This is a genomic window from Ureibacillus sp. 179-F W5.1 NHS (assembly GCF_045369345.1).
GTDB classification, from domain to species: domain Bacteria; phylum Bacillota; class Bacilli; order Bacillales_A; family Planococcaceae; genus Ureibacillus; species Ureibacillus halotolerans.
On sequence record NZ_JBIQFG010000004.1, the window covers coordinates 21440 to 44790 of the forward strand.

The 23351-nt window shown below is 37.2% G+C and carries 19 protein-coding genes and 1 riboswitch; of the genes, 17 read left to right on the forward strand and 2 right to left on the reverse strand.

The genetic code is table 11. The features are described 5' to 3' along the window. Positions 1-8: 8 nt before the first annotated feature. Both pheT and ACH0B5_RS03250 read left to right on the forward strand, forming a co-directional pair. Positions 9-2414 (forward strand): phenylalanine--tRNA ligase subunit beta, encoded by a 2406-nt coding sequence (gene pheT / locus ACH0B5_RS03245; protein WP_406927379.1) that lies wholly within the window; start codon positions 9-11, stop codon positions 2412-2414. Positions 2415-2561: 147 nt separating this feature from the next. Further along, on the forward strand, positions 2562-3101 hold the full coding sequence (locus ACH0B5_RS03250) for a hydrolase (RefSeq protein ID WP_406927380.1): 540 nt from the start codon (positions 2562-2564) through the stop codon (positions 3099-3101). A gap of 403 nt (positions 3102-3504) precedes the next feature. Here ACH0B5_RS03250 and rnhC read toward each other — a convergent pair whose 3' ends face one another. Next, positions 3505-4440, reverse strand: a complete 936-nt coding sequence (rnhC, locus tag ACH0B5_RS03255) for a ribonuclease HIII (RefSeq protein ID WP_341362447.1) — start codon at positions 4438-4440, stop codon at positions 3505-3507. 542 nt (positions 4441-4982) lie between these two features. Here rnhC and zapA point away from each other — a divergent pair. From zapA to ACH0B5_RS03320, 13 genes are all read left to right on the forward strand, one after another. Continuing rightward, complete coding sequence (zapA, locus tag ACH0B5_RS03260; protein WP_122971157.1) at positions 4983-5243, forward strand: cell division protein ZapA; 261 nt, start codon at positions 4983-4985, stop codon at positions 5241-5243. 5 nt (positions 5244-5248) lie between these two features. Further along, the gene (locus ACH0B5_RS03265; protein WP_122971152.1) at positions 5249-5788 is read left to right on the forward strand and encodes a CvpA family protein; all 540 of its coding nucleotides are present in this window, start codon (positions 5249-5251) and stop codon (positions 5786-5788) included. A 176-nt stretch (positions 5789-5964) separates the two neighbouring features. Continuing rightward, positions 5965-7674, forward strand: coding sequence for a DNA polymerase/3'-5' exonuclease PolX (polX, locus tag ACH0B5_RS03270; protein WP_122971153.1), 1710 nt, complete (start codon positions 5965-5967; stop codon positions 7672-7674). Between the two features lie 38 nt (positions 7675-7712). After that, positions 7713-10079: an endonuclease MutS2 gene (locus ACH0B5_RS03275; RefSeq protein ID WP_406927381.1), complete on the forward strand. Its 2367-nt coding sequence runs from the start codon at positions 7713-7715 to the stop codon at positions 10077-10079. Positions 10080-10152: 73 nt separating this feature from the next. After that, positions 10153-10566, forward strand: a complete 414-nt coding sequence (locus ACH0B5_RS03280; RefSeq protein WP_122971155.1) for a DUF350 domain-containing protein — start codon at positions 10153-10155, stop codon at positions 10564-10566. 350 nt (positions 10567-10916) lie between these two features. Further along, positions 10917-12608 carry a long-chain-fatty-acid--CoA ligase gene (locus ACH0B5_RS03285; protein ID WP_406927382.1) on the forward strand — a complete coding sequence of 564 codons (1692 nt, stop codon included), beginning with the start codon at positions 10917-10919 and terminating at the stop codon, positions 12606-12608. A gap of 95 nt (positions 12609-12703) precedes the next feature. Next, positions 12704-13285, forward strand: a complete 582-nt coding sequence (locus ACH0B5_RS03290; protein WP_122973720.1) for a fatty acid metabolism transcriptional regulator FadR — start codon at positions 12704-12706, stop codon at positions 13283-13285. Between the two features lie 82 nt (positions 13286-13367). Beyond that, positions 13368-14141, forward strand: coding sequence for an enoyl-CoA hydratase (locus ACH0B5_RS03295; RefSeq protein WP_122973719.1), 774 nt, complete (start codon positions 13368-13370; stop codon positions 14139-14141). Positions 14142-14207: 66 nt separating this feature from the next. Further along, on the forward strand, positions 14208-14981 hold the full coding sequence (locus ACH0B5_RS03300) for an electron transfer flavoprotein subunit beta/FixA family protein (protein ID WP_122973718.1): 774 nt from the start codon (positions 14208-14210) through the stop codon (positions 14979-14981). A 32-nt stretch (positions 14982-15013) separates the two neighbouring features. Then, positions 15014-15991, forward strand: coding sequence for an electron transfer flavoprotein subunit alpha/FixB family protein (locus ACH0B5_RS03305; protein WP_122973717.1), 978 nt, complete (start codon positions 15014-15016; stop codon positions 15989-15991). A 192-nt stretch (positions 15992-16183) separates the two neighbouring features. Continuing rightward, positions 16184-16498: a thioredoxin gene (gene trxA, locus ACH0B5_RS03310; RefSeq protein ID WP_122973716.1), complete on the forward strand. Its 315-nt coding sequence runs from the start codon at positions 16184-16186 to the stop codon at positions 16496-16498. Positions 16499-16764: 266 nt separating this feature from the next. Further along, positions 16765-18555 carry an excinuclease ABC subunit UvrC gene (gene uvrC, locus ACH0B5_RS03315; protein WP_406927383.1) on the forward strand — a complete coding sequence of 597 codons (1791 nt, stop codon included), beginning with the start codon at positions 16765-16767 and terminating at the stop codon, positions 18553-18555. Between the two features lie 32 nt (positions 18556-18587). Then, positions 18588-18772: riboswitch (Lysine riboswitch) on the forward strand. A 148-nt stretch (positions 18773-18920) separates the two neighbouring features. Then, positions 18921-20147 carry an aspartate kinase gene (locus tag ACH0B5_RS03320; RefSeq protein ID WP_406927384.1) on the forward strand — a complete coding sequence of 409 codons (1227 nt, stop codon included), beginning with the start codon at positions 18921-18923 and terminating at the stop codon, positions 20145-20147. 83 nt (positions 20148-20230) lie between these two features. On the opposite strand, the gene ACH0B5_RS03325 is transcribed toward ACH0B5_RS03320, so the two are convergent. Next, the gene (locus tag ACH0B5_RS03325; RefSeq protein ID WP_122972363.1) at positions 20231-20644 is read right to left on the reverse strand and encodes a YslB family protein; all 414 of its coding nucleotides are present in this window, start codon (positions 20642-20644) and stop codon (positions 20231-20233) included. Between the two features lie 275 nt (positions 20645-20919). Between ACH0B5_RS03325 and ACH0B5_RS03330 the strand changes: the two genes are divergently transcribed. Both ACH0B5_RS03330 and sdhA read left to right on the forward strand, forming a co-directional pair. Beyond that, positions 20920-21534, forward strand: a complete 615-nt coding sequence (locus ACH0B5_RS03330; protein WP_122972362.1) for a succinate dehydrogenase cytochrome b558 subunit — start codon at positions 20920-20922, stop codon at positions 21532-21534. 58 nt (positions 21535-21592) lie between these two features. Further along, positions 21593-23338, forward strand: coding sequence for a succinate dehydrogenase flavoprotein subunit (gene sdhA, locus ACH0B5_RS03335; protein ID WP_122972361.1), 1746 nt, complete (start codon positions 21593-21595; stop codon positions 23336-23338). Positions 23339-23351 lie beyond the last annotated feature (13 nt).

Below are 23351 nucleotides of genomic sequence, written 5' to 3' on the forward strand. Positions count from 1 at the left end.
GTACGAATATGTTAGTTTCATTAAATTGGTTAAAACAATATGTTGATATAGAAGGAATTGCGCCTGAAGAATTGGCTGAAAAAATTACCCGTTCAGGGATTGAAGTAGATGCAGTGATTGATCGTTCTCAAGGGATGACAAACATTGTCGTAGGTTATATTGTATCAAAAGAAAAACATCCGGACGCAGATAAATTAAATATTTGCCAAGTAGAAGTAGGAGAAGGGGATGTACGACAAATTATTTGTGGTGCACCAAACGTTGCAGCAGGTCAAAAAGTAATCGTCGCATTACCTGGTGCTCGCCTTCCTGGCGGTATTAAAATTAAAAAGGCAAAAATGCGCGGTCAAGAATCCAACGGGATGATTTGTTCCCTACAGGAACTAGGTGTGGAAGGTCGCGTTGTTCCGAAAGCTTATGCTGATGGAATTTACGTTTTACCAGAGGATGCTGTTCCTGGTAGTGATGCATTGGAATTAGTGGGGCTACGGGATATTGTTTTAGAATTAGGCTTAACGCCAAACCGTTCAGATGCATTGTCTATGTTAGGGGTTGCTTATGAAGTAGCTGCTATTTTATCGAAGGAAGTTAAATTACCAGGAATTCAATATGAAACGATTTCTGAAAAAGCAGGGGACTACATTAACGTACGTGTTGAAGCGAAGGAAAACCCATTATATGCAGCAAAAGTAGTGAAAAATGTAAAAATCGCAGAATCACCTCTTTGGTTGCAACATTACTTAATGGCAGCTGGTGTTCGTCCTCATAACAATGTTGTCGATATTACGAATTATATTTTAATGGAATATGGTCAACCGTTACACGCCTTTGATTATGATTCATTAAATTCGAAAGAGATTGTAGTTCGTTTAGCTCACGAAGGAGAAAAGATTGTCACTTTAGATGAACAAGAACGAACATTAAATGCCCATAATCTTGTCATTACAAATGGTGTAGAACCTGTAGCTGTTGCCGGCGTAATGGGTGGTGCTAATTCTGAAGTGACGAATAAAACAACAACTGTTGTCATTGAAGCAGCTTATTTTGAAGGCTTATCTGTTCGTCGTACTTCGAAGGAATTAGGCTTACGTTCTGATTCATCAGCACGTTTTGAAAAAGGCGTCGATCCTAACCGAGTGCTTTTAGCTGGTGAACGAGCTGCCCAAATGTTAGCTGACATTGCAGGCGGAGAAGTATTAGATGGTACAGTATTAGTCGATGATTTAGATAAAACACCCGCGCGAGTAGTTGTATCACCTGACTACATTAACTCCCGCCTAGGTATGAAAATTTCTTTAGAAGAAATGCTATCTATTTTAAATCGTCTACAATTTGATGTGGAAGCGGCAAACGGTTTATTAATTATTGATGTTCCGACACGACGCCAAGATATTAAAATTGAAGAAGATATTATTGAAGAAATTGCCCGTCTATATGGATACGATGAAATTCCAATGACATTACCAGAAGGAAATGAACAAGTAGGCGGATTAACACCTTACCAAGCTAAACGCCGTATTGTACGAAATGTGTTAGAAGGTGCTGGTCTATACCAAGCGATTACGTATTCGTTAACTTCTGATGAACTGGCCCAAAAATTTGCTTTAAAAACAGAAGATACGACGAAATTATTAATGCCGATGAGTGAAGAACGTTCCACTTTACGTCAAAGTCTGATTCCTCATTTGGTGGAAGCGGCAAGCTATAATGTGGCTCGTAAAGCAGATTCCGTTGCCCTATATGAAATTGGTTCTGTATTCCTTGGTCAAACGGAAGAGCAGTTACCATATGAAGAAGAACATATTGCCTTTGTGTTAACAGGTAAATGGGTTGACCATACATGGCAAGGTGAAAAGTTAAATGTGGATTTCTTCGTCGCAAAAGGCATTATCGAAAGCTTATTTGAAAAATTAGGCTTAACAGATCGTTTATCCTTCTCAAGAACAACAATGGATGGTTTACACCCAGGTCAAACTGCTGCCATCTACTTAGATGGAGAAAAAATCGGTTTAATCGGTGGTTTACATCCAACTGAGCGTAAACAATACGATTTGAAAGAAACGTATGTGGCCGAATTAAATTTAAAAGCTATTTTAGCTGCAACTGTGGAAGATTTAGTTTATGCTCCAGTACCACGTTTCCCTGCAATGACACGAGATATTGCATTGGAGCTAGATCGCTCAAAACCTGCTGGCGAGATCGTAGAAATCATTCGTCAAGCTGGTACAAAATTATTAAAAGAAGTAAAAGTGTTCGATGTTTACGAAGGAGAAAAAATGGAAGCTGGCAAAAAATCAGTTGCTTTCTCATTAACTTACTTCGATCCAGAACGTACGTTAACAGATGACGAAGTGTTAAATGCCCATAACAAAGTATTAAAAGCATTAACAGAAGCAGGCGCTGAACTTCGCTAATATAAGAGAAGAGTTGCTCGTAATACTCGGGCGCTCTTCTTTTTTGTTTACTTTTAAAATAGGGAGACCTTCTAGCTGTTTCGCTATTCAAATTTTTATTATAATAAATGGGGATAGCACAATGATTTAAATTTAAGGGGGATGTTTATGTTACAAAAAGAAGAAACAGTTCTTGTATTAATTGATGTACAAGGAAAGCTAGCTGAAATCGTAGATAATAGTGAATTTGTGATTCATAATATTGCGAAAATGACAGAAGGTGTTCAAATTTTAGATATACCTGTTCTTTCGTTAGAACAATATCCAAAAGGACTTGGGCCGACTACGGAAAAAGTTGCCCAAAAACTACAAAATCAAAAACCAATTGAAAAAATTACATTTAGCGCTTACGATACACCAGAATTTGTAGAGCAATTAGAAAAAACGGGACGTAAAAAAGTATTGCTTGCCGGTATTGAAACCCATATTTGTGTGTATCAAACAGCTGTTCATTTACTTCAAAATGGTTATGAAGTGGAAGTATTAGCTGATTGCGTTTCATCAAGAACGGCTAAAAATAATGAAATTGGGCTTCAAAAAATGATGCAACTAGGTGCGAAGGTAACGAGTGTAGAAATGGCCCTCTTTGAAATGCTTCAAGTCGCTAAAGGAGACCAATTTAAAGCGATTAGTAAACTTGTAAAATAAAAGGGTTCAAATGTAGCCATACTCCAATTTTGGGGTATGGCTTTTTAGTTTGTGGTCGAGTTGTTAATTTACTTAAAAATACATTGAAGGGCATTCGGTTAAAGAAGTGTACGAATTTATAAATAAAAGTTAATTTTTGAGCAGTTGCTTTAGTTGAATAACAATCCTCCCTAATCCGATGTATTGCTGATAAACAGTCTATTAAATGGATAATTATGTTAAAGAATAATGGAATGGGCTGGCGATATACAAAATGATTGGTTACAAGGTGTTACGCCAAAAATAAAGATGGATCAACTTTTAAAAGTGGAAAGGTTTATTGCAAAATAATAGTATGGCGTGTTTTTTAAACATGTTATTCAATAAAAAAAGCGCATAGTTTTACCTAGCGCCTCTTTCCAATTTATCTCTTTTTCTCCACGAGTTTTTTTGCTTTTTCTGTATTAGCAAAATGCCATTTTGTAATCGACTTTAATGTATCTTGACCTTGTTCTAACCAAATGCGAGCAGCCATTTCATCGACTTTACCACTAGCACCCTTTTGTAATTCGAAGCCAACCATTTCTGCAAGCCGATCCATTTCTTTCAAAAAGGCGTAGCGGGCTAAGATAGAAGCAGCAGCAACTGCGACATGAAGTTGTTCGGCCTTTGTAGAAAACAAAACATTTTCTCGAACAATTTCTTTTTCATTTTTTATATGGTTATAGTAAATGGAGCGTTCTGCAAACTGGTCAATTAAAATATAATCCGGCTTTGCAGGGTCCATTTTAGACAATACATGTTTAATCGCTTGGTTATGAAGCAATGCTTTTATTTTCCCTTGGGAATAGCCTTTCCCTTGAAGTATATTATATTTTTCATTGCGCAATGTTAAGATGCTATAGGTGCACACTGACATAATGTCTGGTGCTATTTTTCGCATAATGCGATCGTTTAACATTTTTGAATCCTTTACACCAAGCTCTGTAATTAATTCAATTTTATCTTTCGGAACATAAACAGCAGCAACCGTTATCGGACCAAAATAGTCACCGGTACCTGTTTCGTCTGACCCAATGACCGACATTGTTGAAAACTGTTCGGGAAGGGTATCGCCCTTTGTTTTAATTTCTTTGGAAGTAGCTGTTTTCGTTTTTACTTCCCCCCAACGACTTGCCTCTCTTTTTGCCCCAACCCCTTGAAACATCACTTTACCAGATTTATAGATCGTAATGGCTGTATCTGGTAGTTTTGCAGCAAAAATAACTCCAGGTGCATTTCGTTCAACGCTTGATGAAGCATAAAAACTTTTCACCTGATTTTGTATATCGGTTGAAAGTTGTAGCACAATATTTGCCATAAATTCGTTCCCTTCTTTGTTCCATGTACTATAAATATTAAGGATGACATAAATCATGATGAAAAAATAGTACATTGTTTTGTGTATCTGTAGGTAATTGATTTTTATAAGATGCTTACATTATATATATTTAAATAAGAATGGAAAAATACTTCTAAGTTTATTTATAGCCTAACAAAAATCCATCAATTATCTAGTACAGAAAACATAGCAAAGATAGTTTGAAAAATAATGTGAGGCTATGATTACAAATTGCCTTCATTGACATATTTCATCTCACCATTTACAATAACCAATTCTAAATTTAATTTTGCGAATGGAATGAGCTAAAAGTCCTGCTAGTATTGGTTTTGTAACCTTATTGTAGTTGTACTATGCAAACTAAAGATGGTATGATATGTATTATAAATTTCGTAATAGATTCAAACGTAGTAGAATTGACCAAACAGTTAATTTGTTTGGTTGTTTTATTCATACTTTGCAAAGAAAAAAAGATTGTAAATGAATCATTGGGTTTTGCTTACGGTTTAGGGGGTATTGCATTGGCTGAACAAGAAAAAAATCGAATATCAGTAGAAATTTTCGGGCATTCGTATAAAATAGTTGGCTCCGAATCTACTGGACATATGCGATTAGTTGCTTCTATAGTAGATGATAAAATGCGAGAAATGCATGTACATAATCCATCATTAGATAGTTCTAAGATAGCCGTTCTAACAGCTGTCAATACCGTACATGAATTATTAAAATTAAAAGAACAAGTTGAAAAACTTGAAGAAGAAGTGAAAAAATTAAAGGGTTGAATTGAATGTTAGATATTATATTACTGATTATATTTGCTGCTAGCCTACTAGTAGGCTTAAAAAGAGGCTTCATCGTGCAAGCTATTCATCTTGCCAGCTTCTTTGTTGCACTGATTGTCGCTTATATTTATTACAAACCGCTAGCAGAAAAATTTGTACTATGGATTCCTTATCCAGGGGTGACAGATAGTTCATCCATGGTACTAGTTTTAGATTCTTTAAATGTAGATGAAACATTTTATCGAATTATCGCCTTTGCGGTCATTTTCTTTGCAGTAAAAATTGCCTTACAAATTCTTGGTTCAGTATTTGATTTTATTACATATTTACCAATATTAAATTCTGTTAACCGTATTTTAGGGGCTATCCTTTGCTTTATCGAGTTCTATTTCATTTTGTTTATATTAATGTATGTGTTAGCATTAATTCCGATGGGACCGATTCAAAACATGATGGATGGTTCATTCATTGCCAATCTTATGCTTGAGCACACACCAATTTTTACCGATATGGTTCGGGATTGGTGGTATATTTACAAACAATAAGTATATTTGTTATTCGTCTGTCGTTTGACAATCGACTTAAAGGAAATGTCCCAAAGCGACTTTTGGGGCATTTCCTTTTTCAGCGGAATAGTATAGAAATTAGACGGTTATCCACATATGAAAGAGTTGCGGCAAAGTATGTCCCTATATTCTTTCTTAAAGAGGAGGCAACATAAATGAATAAAAAAATGGTCATTAAAACGTTAGAAAAAATTGCCCTTTTATTAGAGTTACAAGGGGAAAATCCCTTTAAAGTATCTGCCTTTCGAAAGGCAGCTAATGCCCTTGAATTAGATGAGCGTAGTTTAAATGAAATTGAGGATATTACGGCTTTAAAAGGAATTGGAAAGGGAACAGCAACCGTTATTCATGAATTGATAGAAACAGGGCAATCTACTCAGCTGAAGGAGCTGGAAGAAGTTGTACCAAAAGGGTTAATCCCATTATTAAAACTTCCAGGTTTAGGTGGGAAAAAACTAGCAAAACTTTATAGTGAACTAGGAATTGATAGCGCTGAAAGTTTGAGAGCTGCATGTGTTGCTCAACAAATTCGTCAGTTAGCTGGTTTTGGACCGAAATCAGAAGAGAAAATATTAAAGGAACTTGACCAATTAGGAGAGCGCAGTGAACGATTACCGATTTGGTATTTACAACAAATTGTTAATGAAATTAATGAAGTGTTACGTTCTATTACAGAAATTCAAAAGTTTTCTGTAGCGGGAAGCTTCCGTCGAGTAAGTGAAATGAGTAAGGATATCGATTTTATCGTTGCTACAGAGAAACCTGAACAAGTAAAGGATCAATTACTGAAACAATTGACAATTAAAGAGGTTGTTGCGGCTGGTGATACGAAGGTATCGGTCGTATTAGATGCAGAAGATGTTGTCAATGTTGATTTTCGCCTCGTTACAATGAAAGAATATGCAACAGCCCTTCATCATTTTACAGGCTCGAAAGATCACAATGTACGCATGCGTCAACTAGCTAAGGAACAAGGAAAGAAAATTAGCGAATACGGAGTAGAACAGCCGGATGGTACAATTATGACCTTCGATACTGAAGAAGATTTCTTCGCCCATTTTGGTTTGCCATTTATTCCTCCGATGGTTCGGGAATCAGGGAAAGAGTTGGAACGAGTAGATGAACTCGAAGGACTTGTATCCCTTGAACATATTGTATCGGATTTACACATGCACACGACTTGGTCTGATGGTGCCCATACCGTAAAAGAAATGGGACAAGCTTTAATTGAGCGAGGATATACCCACGGTGTTATTACAGACCATTCCCAATATTTAAAAGTGGCAAATGGTTTGACGCCAGAACGACTTAAAAAACAACGATTGGAAATTTATGATTTCAATGAAGCGAACCCAGATTTTCGTTTATTTGCTGGGACAGAGATGGACATTTTACCAAATGCTACATTAGATTTTGACGATGACGTACTAAAAGAATTAGATTTTGTTATCGCATCCATCCATTCGAGTTTTTCACAGCCCCAAGAAAAAATTATGGAGCGGCTATTTACAGCAATACAAAATCCATACGTCCATATGATTGCCCATCCAACAGGACGAATTATTGGTCAGCGGGAAGGGTATAATCCGGATGTGCCGCAATTAATTCAGTGGGCAGCGGAGTATGGGAAAATTTTAGAATTAAATGCAAGCCCTTATAGATTAGATTTATGTATTGAGCATTTAATGATGGCGATGGAATACAACGTACCGATTGCCATTAATACAGATGCCCACGCCATTGAACAACTGGATGTGATGGAAATTGGCGCGAAATATGCTCAAAAGGCTTGGTTGAAAAAAGAGTTAGTTGTCAATACGTGGTCTTTAGAACAATTTGAAACTTTTATTAGGAAAAACAAGTAAGTATATAGATATGTTACAAAAACAGGAGGTGTTCGGGAGTGATCGCAGAGCGCGCATTGAAAACATTAGAATATGATAAAGTACGTGAACAAGTGGCGAGCTTTTGTACTTCATCAGTAGGAAAAAATGCTATAGAGCAACTAATTCCCGAAACTGATTTTGATAAAGTGGTGGAACTGTTAGATGAAATGGATGAAGGTTTATCCATTTTGCGGGTAAAAGGAAACGTTCCAATGGGCGGTATATTTGATGTTCGTCCCCATGCAAAGCGGGCGCAAATTGGCGGTATGTTAAGTCCAATGGAATTAATGGAAATCGCTAGTACGATTCGTGCAAGTCGTATACTACGAAACTTCATAGAAGATATTGAACAAGAAGAAACGATTACCATTCCACATTTTGTTGAAAGAAAAGAACAAATGCCGATTTTAACGGCACTTCAACATGAAATTAATGATTGTATCGATGATAATGGTGCCGTGTTAGATTCTGCTAGTACGACCCTTCGTTCCATTCGCCAATCTTTAAGGGCAGAAGAGTCAAGGGTAAGACAAAAATTAGAAAGTTTAACGCGGGGCTCCAATGCTGCGAAAATGCTGTCAGATGCTATTGTCACAATTCGGAATGACCGTTTCGTTATCCCTGTTAAACAGGAGTATCGCGGACATTATGGTGGGATTGTCCATGACCAATCTTCCTCTGGGCAGACGTTATTTATTGAACCGGAATCGGTTGTACAGGCAAACAATGAAATTCAACGATTAAAAGTAAAGGAAAAGGCTGAAATTGAACGGATTTTATTGGAACTGTCTGCTAAAGTACAAGAAGTAAGCCATGATTTATTTGTCCTTGTTCAAATTTTAGGGGATATCGATGTCATATTAGCAAAAGGTAAATACGGTCAAGCGAATAAATGTACGAAACCGACGATGAACAAAGAGGGGTATATTCGCTTAGTACGGGCAAGACACCCGCTTATTTCAATTGACGATGCTGTGCCAAATACAATTGAATTTGGTCGAGATATTACAGCGATTGTTATTACTGGGCCGAACACAGGTGGTAAAACGGTTACATTGAAAACGGTTGGTCTTTGTACGTTAATGGCGCAGGCTGGTTTACCTGTTCCTGCCTTAGATGGTTCAGAACTTGCCGTATTTGATCAATTGTTCGCTGATATTGGTGATGAACAGTCTATTGAACAATCGTTGTCGACTTTTTCATCCCACATGGTAAATATAGTGGATATTTTAGCGAAGTTTGATTCCCGTTCCCTTGTATTATTCGATGAATTAGGAGCAGGAACGGATCCACAAGAAGGGGCTGCGCTTGCGATTTCCATATTAGACGAAGTAGTTGGTTCCGGTGCCCGCGTAATGGCGACAACCCATTATCCAGAGTTAAAAGCTTATGGTTATAATCGAAAAGGGGTCGTCAATGCGAGTGTGGAATTTGATGTGGAAACATTAAGTCCTACTTATCGATTACTTATTGGCGTACCAGGTCGTTCTAATGCTTTTGAAATTTCAAAACGTCTTGGCTTAAAAGAATCGATTATTCAACAAGCAAAATCCTTTACCGGTTCTGATCGCCATGAAGTGGAATCAATGATTGCTTCATTGGAACAAAGCAGACGTCAATCAGAACGGGAAGCTGAAGAGGCACATGCTTTACTAGAAGAGGCTCAAAAGTTACGGGAAGAATTGGAAGAACGTTTAAGAACGTATGATGAGAAAAAAGAGACTTTAGAAAAGAAAGCAAAAGAAAAAGCACGGAAAATTGTAGATGAAGCGAAGGAAGAGTCCGAAAAAATTATTGCTGAACTACGTGAAATGAGAGCGAATGCAAGTATGGTTGTGAAGGAACACGAACTAATTGAGGCGAAAAAGAAATTGGAAGATGTTGCTCCACAAGAAAATCCGGTATTGAAAAAGCAAGCTCAAATTCGAGAACGGGCTCAAAATTTAAAAATTGGTGACGAAGTGAAAGTTTTAAGCTACGGTCAAAAAGGAACGATTATTGAAAAAGTATCAGATCGTGAATGGGTCGTTCAAATCGGTATTTTGAAGATGAAATTAGATGAATCGGATTTACAGTATTTGAAACCTGAAAAAGAAAAACAAACGGTCGTTATGACGAATGTGAAAAATCGTAATAGTCATGTGAAATTGGAATTAGATTTGCGCGGCGAACGTTATGAAGAAGCAATATTGAAAACGGAGAAATATATTGATGATGCCCTTTTAGCAAACTATCCAAGAGTATCGATTATTCATGGGAAAGGCACTGGTGCATTAAGACAAGGAATCCAAAATTACTTGAAGGGTCATAAGCGGGTCAAATCGTTCCGTTATGGTGAAGCAGGTGAAGGTGGATTCGGTGTTACGGTTGTTGAATTAAAATAGTAGTGCAAATACATGCAGTGGGCATTGTTCATTGTATGTATTTGTGCAGAAGAAGAAGAAGGGGTGACTCGATTTGTTTGGTTCAGATTTTTGGCAACACCCTTTAGTAGAGACGGCAGGATACTTCAGTGTTGTTGGCCTTTGTTTAATCGTTTCCATGGTGTTATTCGAAATTATTACTAAGTATAAAAATTGGGAAGAAATCAAAAAGGGCAACATTGCAGTTGCATTAGCTACGGGTGGCAAAATATTAGGTGTATGTAATATTTTTAGATATTCCATCGAACGACATTCGACTTTATTTGAAATGGTTGGATGGGGATTGTTCGGATTTGTTCTTTTAATTTTTGCGTATATTTTGTTTGAATTTTTAACACCTAGTTTTAAAGTAGATGATGAAATTGCCCGTGATAATCGTTCTGTAGGTTTTATTTCATTTACAATTTCGTTAGGGCTTTCCTATGTTATTGGGGCAAGTATTTGGTAGGAGCGAATCAATGGAAAAATTAGCAAAAATATTAATCGTAGTCTGTATATTATTTGTCATTGTAGGTATTTATTATTTATTCACTATATAGCAATGGGGAAAGACTAGTAGAATGTTTTCTACTAGTCTTTTTTTTAATGAAAAAATACTATATTAAAAATATAAAGGGGCAATTTATGACAACATTCTACAAATTTTTCCACTCTATTAAATTTGTTTTTAAGATAGAAAATAAACGCATTATCTAGCGAAAAAGTGAAAGTTTTGTAAAAATAGTTTGAAAGCGTCTTTCTTTTCTATTATAATAATTGTAAGAAAATTTAAAACTTTGAAACGAAGGGGAGTTATGAATGACTGAGAAGGTTTGGCTTTCCCAATATCCGAAAGAAATACCTCACAGCATGACTTACGAAAATATACCTGTTCAAAGCTTTTTAACGAATGCGTATGAGCATAGCCCTACTAAAGTAGCGATTCATTTTATGGGGAGAGACGTTACGTATAAAGAACTATATGAATCGTCCTTAAAGTTTGCCAATTACTTACGTCGACTAGGGATAGAAAAAGGGGATCGAGTTGCTATTATGCTTCCGAATTGTCCTCAATCTGTTATTGCCTATTATGGTACGTTATTTGCAGGAGGTATCGTTGTCCAAACAAATCCTCTCTATACTGAACGGGAGCTTCAATATCAATTGGCCGACTCAGGAGCAAAAGTCATTTTAGCAATGGATATTTTGTATCCACGTATTACAAAGGTGTTAAAAGAAACTGAAATTGAAAACGTTATCATTACGGCTATTAAAGATTATTTGCCATTTCCTAAAAATCTCGTCTACCCTTTCATTCAGAAAAAACAATATGGCTTCCACGTGAAAGTAGAACATAAAGGACTCACCCATGTATTTACGGAAATTTTACGTACGAGTGACGCAACGCCAATTGAAATGGAATTTGATATCGAGGAAGATTTAGCCCTACTGCAATATACGGGTGGTACAACGGGAACGCCAAAAGGAGTTATGCTCACCCATAAAAATTTAATTGCCAATGCGAAAATGTGTGATGTTTGGATGTACCAATGTAAGGCGGGAGAAGAAGTTATATTAGGTGTCCTGCCATTTTTCCACGTTTATGGTATGACGACGGTTTTACTATTATCGGTTTTAAAAGGCAACAAAATGGTTTTATTACCAAAGTTTGATGTGGAGCAAACATTAAAAGCAATTGAAAAACAGAAGGCAACTTTATTCCCTGGTGCACCAACGATGTATATTGGAATTTTGAATTATCAAGATTTAGAAAAATATAATTTATCTTCTATAAAAGCTTGTTTAAGTGGTTCTGCACCATTACCAGCCGAAGTGCAAGAGAAATTCGAAAAGTTAACGGGTGGAAAGTTAGTTGAAGGCTACGGTTTAACCGAAACATCGCCAGTTACCCATGCAAACTTTATTTGGGATAAACGGGTAAAAGGTTCTATTGGTGTTCCTTGGCCTGATACAGAAGCAGCAATTATCCGTTCTGCAGATGGTGAAATATTGCCTCCTGGGGAAGTTGGGGAGATTGCTATTAAAGGACCTCAAGTGATGAAAGGTTATTGGAATCGTCCAGAAGATACGGCAATGAGTTTTGTAAACGGATGGTTCTTAACGGGAGATTTAGGTTATATGGACGAGGAAGGCTATTTCTATGTGGTTGATCGGAAGAAAGATATTATTATAGCCGGTGGATTTAATATTTATCCTCGAGAAGTAGAAGAAGTACTTTATGAACACGAAGCGATACAAGAATGTGTCGTAGCAGGTATCCCTGATGCCTACCGCGGTGAAACAGTGAAAGCCTACATTGTTTTACGGGAAGGGAAAACCGTCACAGAGGAAGAATTAAATAAATATTGTCGTGAACATTTGGCAGCCTTTAAAGTACCTAGACAATACGAATTCCGTAAAGAATTACCGAAAACAACAGTCGGAAAAATTTTAAGACGTTCATTAGTTGAAGAAGAAAAATTAAAAATTGCGGAATTACAAGCGAAATAATTGAATAGGTTTTATTGACAGAAAGTTTTATAAATTATAATATAAAAATATGAATGAATAGTCATTCATATTTTTGTATTTTTGGTGGTGACAACATGAAACGAGATAAACCCAAATATAAACAAATCATTGATGCTGCCGTTATTGCAATCGCTGAAAACGGCTATCATCAAGCCCAAGTTTCAAAGATTGCGAAACAAGCAGGCGTTGCAGACGGAACAATCTATTTATATTTTAAAAATAAGGAAGATATTTTGATTTCTGTCTTTCGTGAGAAAATGGGTGTTTTCGTTGAGAATTTACGCGAGATTATTGAAAATGGGGAATCTTCAACAGAGAAATTGTCTCAGATGATCGATAATCATTTTAACGTTTTAGCAAATGATCGCCACCTTGCAACTGTCACGCAATTAGAGTTAAGGCAGTCAAACAAAGATCTCCGGTTGAAAATTAACTCGATTTTAAAAGAGTATTTAAAACTGCTTGATGAGATTTTAGTGGAAGGAATGCTAAAAGGGGAGTTTAACTCGACGATGGATGTTCGAATTGCTCGCCAAATGGTATTTGGAACGATTGATGAAACCATTACAACTTGGGTCATGAATGAGTTCCGATATGATTTAATCGAAACAGCACCGAAAGTAAGACAATTGCTGTTAAACGGTTTAAAAGGTTAACGATGTTTCAGTAGGGGTAATGGCCGATTAAATATAAACGTACAATGAACTGAAGCATATTTGTTACAAAGGGAGTGGGAGAATGGAATTTCTAACTTGGAAAGTTGAAGAAGGGGTAGCAATTGTTACAATTCAACGACCACCTGCCAATGCATTATCAAAGGGCTTAATTCATGAAGTCGATGAAATGTTAAGCGCTGTTGAACACGATGATGCGATTCGTGTCATTGTTCTTCACGGTGAGGGACGTTTCTTCTCTGCCGGTGCAGACATTAAAGAATTTACCGAAGTATCTTCAGGAGAAGAGTTTTCAAAACTTGCTAGCAATGGACAACAAGTATTTGAACGTTTAGAATCGTTCTCCAAACCTGTTATCGCAGCCATTCACGGCGCTGCGTTAGGCGGTGGATTAGAGCTTGCTATGGCCTGTCATATTCGATATGTAGCTGAAGATGCAAAGCTTGGGTTACCAGAATTGCAGCTTGGTTTAATTCCAGGTTTTGCTGGAACACAACGTCTACCACGCTATGTTGGAGTAGCAAAAGCAGCGGAAATGCTCTTTACAAGTGAGCCAATTACCGGTGTTGAGGCAGTCCAATGGGGGTTAGCAACTCGAAGCTTCCCTGTGGATGACTTATTATCCAACACGATTGAGATTGCTAAAAAAATAGCTACGAAAAGTCCGATTGCCTTAAAGGCAACGATTGATATGTTGCAATATAGTAAACATAAAGGCTTTTATGATGGTGTTCAAGCAGAATCTGCAAGTTTTGGTTCCGTGTTTAATTCAGAAGATGCAAAAGAAGGAATACAAGCATTTATTGAAAAACGCAAACCAACTTTTTCAGGTAAGTAATTTCTTTAAATAATAAAAAATGGGTTGTGAATTCAGCCTGATAATCGCATTTAGGAGGTTAGGGAAATGAACATTTTTGTACTAGTAAAACGCACGTTTGACACTGAAGAAAAAATTGTCATTGCCAATGGGAAAATTCAAGATGATGGGGCAGAATTTATCATCAATCCTTATGATGAATATGCCATCGAAGAGGCAATCCAATTGCGCGATGCAAATGGCGGTAAAGTAACCGTAGTGACAATCGGTGGCGAAGATGCTGAAAAGCAACTAAGAACTGCTTTGGCAATGGGTGCTGATGAAGCAGTCCTTATTAATACAGAAGATGATTTAGATGAATTAGATCAATATTCTACTGCAGTTATTCTAGCAGAATATTTAAAAGATAAAGAGGTTGACTTAATTTTAGCTGGTAATGTGGCAATTGATGGGGGAACTGGTCAAGTCGGTCCTCGCGTTGCCGATTTACTAGGTATTAACTATGTAACAACGATTACAGATTTAGAGATTGATGGGACAAATGTGAAAATTGTTCGTGATATCGAAGGAGATTCAGAGATTATTGAAACTTCCTTACCGTTGTTAGTAACAGCTCAACAAGGGTTAAATGAACCTCGTTATCCATCTTTACCAGGGATTATGAAGGCGAAGAAAAAACCACTTGCAGAGTTGGAACTGGATGATTTAGACATTGATGAAGACGATGTAGAAGTAAAAGTGGAGACAGTAGATATTTATTTACCGCCTCAAAAAGCAGCTGGTCGTGTTTTAGAAGGTGAGCTTGCAGATCAAGTAAAAGAGCTTGTGAACTTACTTCATTCAGAAGCAAAAGTAGTCTAAAAATACAAAGACGGTATCGGAGGGATCATCATATGGCAAACAAAGTGTTAGTGTTAGGCGAAGTTCGAGATGGTGTTTTACGTAATGTATCTTTTGAGGCAATTGCAGCGGCAAAACAAATTGCTGACGGCGCTGAAGTTGTAGGGGTACTTTTAGGAGAAAGCGTTACTTCATTAGCTAGTGAATTAATCGCTTATGGTGCAGACCGAGTAGTTACAGTAGAGCATCCACATTTAAAATCTTATACTTCTGATGGGTATAGCCAAGCCTTTTTAGCAGTATACGAGGAAGAAAAACCTGAAGCGATTGTTTTTGGACATACATCTCTAGGTAAAGATTTATCACCTAAAATTGCATCGAAATTACAATCAGGTTTAATTTCCGATGTTACAGAAATCGAAGGTTCTGGAGAGGATGCTTTATTCATCCGTCCTATCTATTCTGGTAAAGCCTTTGAAAAAGTAAAAATTAAAGATGGTATTGTCTTTGTGACGATTCGTCCAAATAACATCGCTCCTTTAGAAAAAGATGCAAGTCGTACAGGTGATGTTGCAACCCTAACTGTAGACATTCAAAATTTACGTACAATCATTAAAGAAGTAGTGCGTAAAGCTTCTACAGGTGTTGATTTATCAGAAGCAAAGGTAGTTGTGGCAGGTGGACGCGGAGTAAAATCGGCGGAAGGTTTTGAACCGTTACAACAATTAGCTGATGTACTTGGCGGTGCAGTCGGCGCTTCTCGTGGAGCATGTGATGCAGATTATTGTGATTATTCACTACAAATTGGTCAAACTGGTAAAGTGGTGACACCGGATCTTTATATTGCTTGCGGTATTTCAGGTGCGATTCAACATTTAGCCGGTATGTCTAATTCAAAAGTGATTGTAGCAATTAATAAAGACCCAGAAGCTAACATTTTCAAAGTAGCTGACTACGGAATTGTTGGTGACTTATTCGAAGTCGTTCCAATGTTAGTGGAAGAATTTAAAGCGTTAAAAGTAAATTCTTAATGGATAATTTGTTAAAAACCTTGCCAAAATACAGGTAAGGTTTTTCTTTATGAATAGCTTTACGAATGTCTATTTATTTAGCATTCTAAAAAAATTGTAAATTTTATATTTCAATTTGAGTTCACTTTACTGTTCCTATTTTTTCTATCGTGCTATACTACATTCAGATGTTAGTTTAAGGAGGCTATTTAAATGGCAATTGTTCATGTAACAGATCAAAACTTTTCAGAAGAAATCGCTTCAGGCGTTGTTTTAGTTGATTTTTGGGCTACTTGGTGTGGACCATGTAAAATGATCGCTCCTGTTTTAGAAGAAATCGATGCTGAAATCGGAGATCAAGTAAAAATCGCAAAACTTGATGTAGATAACAACCAAGCTACTGCTGCGGAATATCAAGTAATGTCTATCCCAACTTTATTATTATTCAAAGATGGCGAATTAAAAGGCAAAACTGTTGGATTCCAACCAAAAGAAGCATTAGTTGAGTTCATTAACAACCACAAATAATATACTTGTCCCAAAGGTTTTCATCTTTGGGACATTTCTTTTGAAAACAAAAAGGTATGTCAGAAAAGACATCCTATCCTTTAAAAATCTGCTTACTTTCCACGGTTATTAGCATAATGCTTTTTCCAAAGGAGTCGCGCAGATTTTTTCATTTTTATTAAATCCCTTTTTTACGCCATTTTTTCCTTTATAGTTTCTTATTATTTCTCCCATCTGCCTCTTTAAACCTTTATAATGAATATAAAAACCTTATTAGGGTGATATAAATGAATGAAACAATTCAAAATAAATTGGCGATTTTACCCGATGAGCCTGGTTGTTACTTAATGAAGGATCGTCAAGGAACGATTATTTATGTTGGAAAGGCTAAAATCCTGAAAAACCGTGTTCGTTCCTATTTCACCGGCTCCCATGATGGTAAAACCCAGCTGTTAGTAAGTGAAATTGAAGACTTCGAATACATTGTCACATCCAGTGAATTGGAAGCTTTAATTTTAGAATTAAATTTAATTAAATTGCATGACCCGAAATATAACATCATGTTGACAGATGACAAATCCTATCCGTATATAAAAATTACGAATGAAAAACATCCACGCATTTTAATTACACGGAAAGTTAAAAAGGATAAGGCGAAATATTTCGGTCCTTATCCGAATGCAGGGGCAGCCAATGAAACAAGAAAGCTGCTTGATCGGTTGTATCCGTTACGAAAATGTATGAAACTGCCGAATAAAGTTTGCCTATACTATCATTTAGGACAATGTTTAGCTCCTTGTGTAAAGGAGATTGAAGAACATGTTTATGATGACATGATTGAGGAAATTACAAAGTTTCTAAATGGTGGATTTGAAGATGTGAAAAAAGAGTTACAACAGAAAATGCTCGATGCAGCGGAAAATTTAGAATTTGAACGGGCAAAGGAATATAGAGATCAAATTGCCCATATTGAAACGGTTATGCAAAAACAAAAAATCGTTTCGGGTGATTTATCGAACCGGGATATTTTTGGCTATGCAGTTGAAAAAGGGTGGATGTGTGTTCAAGTCTTTTTTGTACGCCAAGGGAAATTAATTGAAAGGGATGTATCCATCTTTCCAATATACCGGGAACCAGAAGAGGAATTCCAAACGTTTATCGGTCGGTTTTACGATATACCTGAGCATATTAAACCGAAGGAAATTTTCATTCCGACGAATGTGGAAAAATCGTTATTAGAAAACTATTTACAAATGAAAGTTGTTACGCCGAAGCGAGGCTCGAAAAAGGAATTGGTCGATTTAGCTACGAAAAATGCTCAAATTGCCATTCGAGAAAAATTCCAATTAATTGAACGGCAAGAAGAACGAACTGTTGGGGCTTGTTTAGAATTAGGTAATGCCATGAACATAGCTCCACCTCTTCGAATTGAAGCCTTCGATAATAGCCATATGCACGGAGCGGATGCTGTGTCAGCAATGGTCGTGTTCATCGATGGAAAACCGGCAAAAAAGGAATATCGGAAATATAAATTGCGGGAAACGGCTAAGCACGATGACTATGGTGCTATGCAAGAAGTAATTCGACGTCGCTATACAAGGGTGTTAAAGGAAAACTTACCATTGCCAGATTTAATTATTATTGATGGTGGGAAAGGGCAAATGGAAGTGGCGCGGGAGGTAATTGAAGATGAATTAGGATTATTCATTCCCATTGCAGGTTTAGCAAAGGATGATAAACATAATACATCCCAATTATTGTACGGAGAACCTCCAATCCCAGTGGAAATGAAAAGAACGAGTGATGGATTTTATTTATTACAACGTATTCAAGATGAAGTCCATCGTTTTGCAATTACATTTTTACGTCAACAACATCAAACAAATGCGATCCAATCCGTCTTGGATGGCATTGAAGGGGTTGGACCGAAAAGGAAACAACAGTTGCTGAAACATTTCGGTTCTATTAAGAAAATAAAAGAATCATCGGTAGAGCAATTAATGGAAGCCCATATTCCAAGTTCAACAGCAATGGCTATCTACAATCACTTTCATAAAGACACATTGTCAAAGGAATAACGGTGTGCTATTGTAAGTTTAAATATGAATACGAACATGATAGAGGTGCAAGGTTCAATAGTAACCATCTGGAGGATGAACAATTCTAGGAAAGGTGGTGAAAGGGAGACTTGCCGAAGCGATAAATCCATTGTTCAGATTTATTTGCTGGTTTTGCATTTAAGAAGTGTAAGACTGTCAGAATCAGTCAGAGTGATTCTGGAGGGCTATCTCATAAAAGATTTTACCGATCGGTATATTTTTGAGGCAGCTTTTCACACTCAGTGAGAAGCTGCTTTTATTTTGAAATGGTATAATGGATGTATAAGTTTTCTGAATTGATGAAAAATACACTTTTTCGAAAGTTGTAAAAGGAGTGTGTACCAATGGAGACAATTGTAGTGAAAGTCGACAGTTCTTCCCTTTTAACACCGGAAAGAATTGATAAACTAGCGGAACGAATTTTAAAGCATCGAAGCGATGGGAAAAATACTATAGTAGTTGTTCCTTCTATTGAATTACTAGAAGGAAAATTACTTCCTTATTCGTCGATTTTTACCGAAAGAATTGCTGATAGAGAAAGTCATGCGCTAAAAGCGATTAACACGCAAGTTGCTAGTAGTTTACTAGCGATTGTACTAGAAAAGAAAGGATGGAAGGCAGTTTCCCTTTCTGGTTGGCAGGCAGGAATTGAAGTGGTGAAGTCCAATGGAAATATATTAATTGAACAAATACACCACGATTTTCTTCTTGAACGGATACATAACGGGGAAATAGCTATTGTGGCAGGTTCTCAAGGTTATGATCAATATAAAGATTTGTGGACTTTAGGGGAAGGCGGTCCAGAAACGACAGCAATTGCCATTGGTACAGCTCTAGATGCGGAATATGTTGAAATATTAACTGAGCAGGATGGAATTTACACAGCCGAATCCTCGGTTGTAAAGGAAGCTCGGAAACTAAAAGAAGTGACCTATGATGAAATGCTTGAACTGGCCCATTTAGGATCTACTTTTGTTCATCCGAGGGCAGTGGAACTAGCGAAAAAATATGAAATGCCGATCGTCGTTCGATCTAGCACAAACGATGTCGAGGGGACATGGATAAAAGGAGAGGTAAAAATGGAGAAAAATAGAGTTGTTCGTGGTGTAGCATATGAAGCAGACATTATTCGGTTAACAGTAGGTTTTGATTCCTATGAAAATTCCTCTCTAGCGAATATTTTTATGACTCTATCAAAGTTTAACATCGACGTAGATATTATCGTTCAAGCAGTTATCGATGGAGTGAAACCAACCGTATCTTTCTCCATTGCAAAAGAAGATTTTGCTGAAGCTATTAAAGTGTTAGAACAAAATAAAGCCCAATTAGGATTTAGTTTTGCCGATTTTGAAGTAGGCTTAGCAAAAGTTTCAATTGTTGGTTCAGGAATGGTTTCCAATCCAGGTGTCGCTGCCCAAATGTTTGATCGATTACGCAAAGAAAATATAATAGTGAAAATGGTCAGTACGTCGGAGATTAAAGTATCCGTTGTCGTACCGCAAGATGAAATGGTCCGGGCAGCAAATGTGTTACATGATGAGTTTCAATTAGTGGAAGAGTACGTAAATTAAAAAGCCAATTCCATAGATATCCCCTTTCATGTCGATATGGAAGGGGAGTAGTCTTTGGAATTGGCTTTTATAATATGTAGGAATTAATCTACTTTTTCTTTTTTATCCCATTTAAGTGTGAAGACGACTTGTTGCTGTTTCTCGCGTTTTTCGTCGAAACATTCTGTAAGACAACCTTGTAATGCTTGAATTTGTTGAGCGATGAAGCCTGCTTCTAGTCGGAAGGAACGTTCTTCGATTTTTAATAAGTCGGCGTCATTTGTTAGATGAAATATGTAGCCATCCTTTTCCTCTTTATCAAGGGTTAAAACGCCCCAACCTGCGTCTTGGAAGAAGGAGATAATGAGCTGAATATCAGTACATGGAAATTTGCGGGCTAAATCTTTCCCTGCCCAGTAAAGAACATCCTTTTCATGTTTTCCAAGAATGGTAGGAAGTAAATAATCTCGAATAATTTCGTAGCCAAATGCTGGGACAGTGTTGTGGATGTGAGTCATTTTAAAATTACCTCTTTCTTAATTTCTTCATTATTTAGTATAAGAAAGTAAAATATTCTTTAAAAGAGAAAATTCTACCGAGATAGCGCATATTTTTTAATGAAATGATGAGATAAAAAATTGTATGCAACCTTGACGCTCGTAATTCTTGAGAGTACAATGGACATGTCATAATATTGTACCATTATGAAATACACAGTCAATCTATGAACCTTTACAAAATCGTGAAGTGAAATTGGCTCGGGTATTTAAAAGTACTAGGGGGGGTAATAGTCTTGTCAAAAAATCATGAGTTTTACTGGAGACGCTTACATTCACTATTAGGTATTATTCCTGTAGGTCTGTTCTTAGTGTTTCACTTATCACTGAACTTCACTGCTACTGGTGGAGAAGAAAACTACAACAATTCAATAGGGATTATGGAATTGGTTCCACATTGGCTATTGTTAATTGTTGAGTGGGTAGTAATCTACATACCAATTCTATTCCACGGTTTATATGGTGTGTTTATTGCTTTTACTGCCACTTCAAACATACAGCGCTTCGGGACATTCCGTAACTGGATGTTCATGTTGCAACGTATTTCGGGAGTATTCCTTGTTATTTTCATTGCTTGGCACATCTTCCAAACTCGTATCCAAAAAGCTCTTGGTGCAGATGTTGACTTTAATATGATGGAAGAAATCGTTGCTAATCCGTTTATGTTAGCATTCTACATTTTAGGTATTTTAGCTGCTACATTCCACTTAGCAAACGGTATTTGGTCATTCTTAGTGAGCTGGGGTATTACACAATCGAAAAGTTCACAAAAGGTTGCAACTTATGTAACGATGATCTTCTTCGTTCTATTAAGTATCATTGGTGTTGCTGCAATTCTAGCATTCGTATAATAACATAGTAACATTTCCTGGCAGTTTTATAGCAAAGAAAGAGGAGTGAGGAATAATCATGGCGAAAAGCAAAATCATCGTCGTAGGTGGCGGTTTAGCAGGCTTAATGGCTACGATGAAAGCAGCCGAAGAAGGCACTGAAGTTGAATTATTCTCATTAGTTCCCGTAAAACGTTCACACTCTGTTTGTGCGCAAGGCGGAATTAATGGAGCAGTTAATACAAAAGGTGAAGGGGATTCTCCATGGATTCACTTTGACGATACAGTATATGGTGGGGACTTCTTAGCGAACCAACCACCTGTTAAAGCAATGTGTGATGCCGCTCCTGGTATCATTCACTTATTTGACCGTATGGGTGTTATGTTCAACCGTACGCCAGAAGGTCTTTTAGACTTCCGTCGTTTCGGTGGTACGTTAATGCACCGTACAGCATTTGCTGGTGCCACTACTGGTCAACAATTACTTTATGCGTTGGACGAGCAAGTTCGTCGTTATGAAGTAGATGGTTTAGTAACGAAATACGAACATTGGGAATTCCTTGGCGTTGTTCTTGACGACGAAGGTCATTGCCGTGGTATCGTAGCTCAAGATATGAAAACAGAAGAAATCCGTTCATTCCGTTCTGATGCTGTTATTATGGCAACAGGTGGTCCTGGTATTATCTTCGGTAAATCAACAAACTCAATCATTAACACTGGTTCTGCTGCATCGATCGTTTACCAACAAGGTGCATCTTATGCAAACGGTGAAATGATTCAAATTCACCCAACAGCGATTCCTGGAGACGACAAAAACCGTCTAATGTCTGAATCTGCACGTGGTGAAGGTGGACGTATTTGGACTTATAAAGATGGTAAACCTTGGTACTTCTTAGAAGAAAAATACCCTGCATATGGTAACTTAGTACCTCGTGATATCGCGACTCGTGAAATCTTCGACGTATGTGTTAACCAAAAATTAGGTGTTAACGGTGAAAACGTTGTATACCTTGACCTTTCTCATAAAGATCCACATGAGTTAGATATTAAACTTGGTGGTATCATCGAAATTTATGAAAAATTCGTAGGGGATGACCCACGTAAATTACCAATGAAAATCTTCCCAGCTGTTCACTACTCAATGGGTGGTCTATGGGTAGATTATGATCAAATGACTGAAATTCCTGGTCTATTTGCTGCCGGTGAATGTGATTATTCACAACATGGTGCAAACCGTCTAGGTGCTAACTCATTACTTTCAGCGATTTATGGTGGTTCAGTTGCTGGACCTAACGCTGTTAAATATGTAAAAGGCTTAAAGAAACATGCGGAAGATCTTCCTCAATCAATCTATGATGCTCGTGTAAAAGAAGAGCAAGAGAGATGGGATGCTATCCTTAAAATGGATGGTACTGAAAACGCATACCTTTTACACAAAGAGCTTGGTGAGTTAATGACTGACAACGTAACTGTTGTTCGTTACAACGACAAACTTGAATACACTTATAATAAACTTACTGAATTACTACAACGTTGGGAAAACATTAATATCAACGACACTCAAAAATGGAGTAACCAAGGGGCTCACTTCACTCGTCAGTTGAAAAACATGTTATACCTTGCACGCGTTATTACGAAAGGTGCACTTTTACGTAACGAATCTCGTGGGGCTCACTACAAACCAGAATTCCCAGAGCGTGATGACGAGAACTTCTTAAAAACAACAATGGCGAAGTTCAACCCACAAACTGGCGAACCTGAAATTTCTTATCAAGAAGTAGACGTTTCTCTAATTCCGCCACGTAAACGTGACTATTCTTCATAAACATAAGGGGGGT

Coding starts and splice junctions, on each gene's coding strand:
- pheT (WP_406927379.1), top strand. CDS start 9: ATGTTAGTTTCATTAAATTGGTTAAAACAATATGTTGATATAGAAGGA.
- ACH0B5_RS03250 (WP_406927380.1), top strand. CDS start 2,562: ATGTTACAAAAAGAAGAAACAGTTCTTGTATTAATTGATGTACAAGGA.
- rnhC (WP_341362447.1), bottom strand. CDS start 4,440: ATGGCAAATATTGTGCTACAACTTTCAACCGATATACAAAATCAGGTG.
- ACH0B5_RS03265 (WP_122971152.1), top strand. CDS start 5,249: ATGTTAGATATTATATTACTGATTATATTTGCTGCTAGCCTACTAGTA.
- polX (WP_122971153.1), top strand. CDS start 5,965: ATGAATAAAAAAATGGTCATTAAAACGTTAGAAAAAATTGCCCTTTTA.
- ACH0B5_RS03285 (WP_406927382.1), top strand. CDS start 10,917: ATGACTGAGAAGGTTTGGCTTTCCCAATATCCGAAAGAAATACCTCAC.
- ACH0B5_RS03290 (WP_122973720.1), top strand. CDS start 12,704: ATGAAACGAGATAAACCCAAATATAAACAAATCATTGATGCTGCCGTT.
- ACH0B5_RS03295 (WP_122973719.1), top strand. CDS start 13,368: ATGGAATTTCTAACTTGGAAAGTTGAAGAAGGGGTAGCAATTGTTACA.
- ACH0B5_RS03300 (WP_122973718.1), top strand. CDS start 14,208: ATGAACATTTTTGTACTAGTAAAACGCACGTTTGACACTGAAGAAAAA.
- ACH0B5_RS03305 (WP_122973717.1), top strand. CDS start 15,014: ATGGCAAACAAAGTGTTAGTGTTAGGCGAAGTTCGAGATGGTGTTTTA.
- trxA (WP_122973716.1), top strand. CDS start 16,184: ATGGCAATTGTTCATGTAACAGATCAAAACTTTTCAGAAGAAATCGCT.
- uvrC (WP_406927383.1), top strand. CDS start 16,765: ATGAATGAAACAATTCAAAATAAATTGGCGATTTTACCCGATGAGCCT.
- ACH0B5_RS03320 (WP_406927384.1), top strand. CDS start 18,921: ATGGAGACAATTGTAGTGAAAGTCGACAGTTCTTCCCTTTTAACACCG.
- ACH0B5_RS03325 (WP_122972363.1), bottom strand. CDS start 20,644: ATGACTCACATCCACAACACTGTCCCAGCATTTGGCTACGAAATTATT.
- sdhA (WP_122972361.1), top strand. CDS start 21,593: ATGGCGAAAAGCAAAATCATCGTCGTAGGTGGCGGTTTAGCAGGCTTA.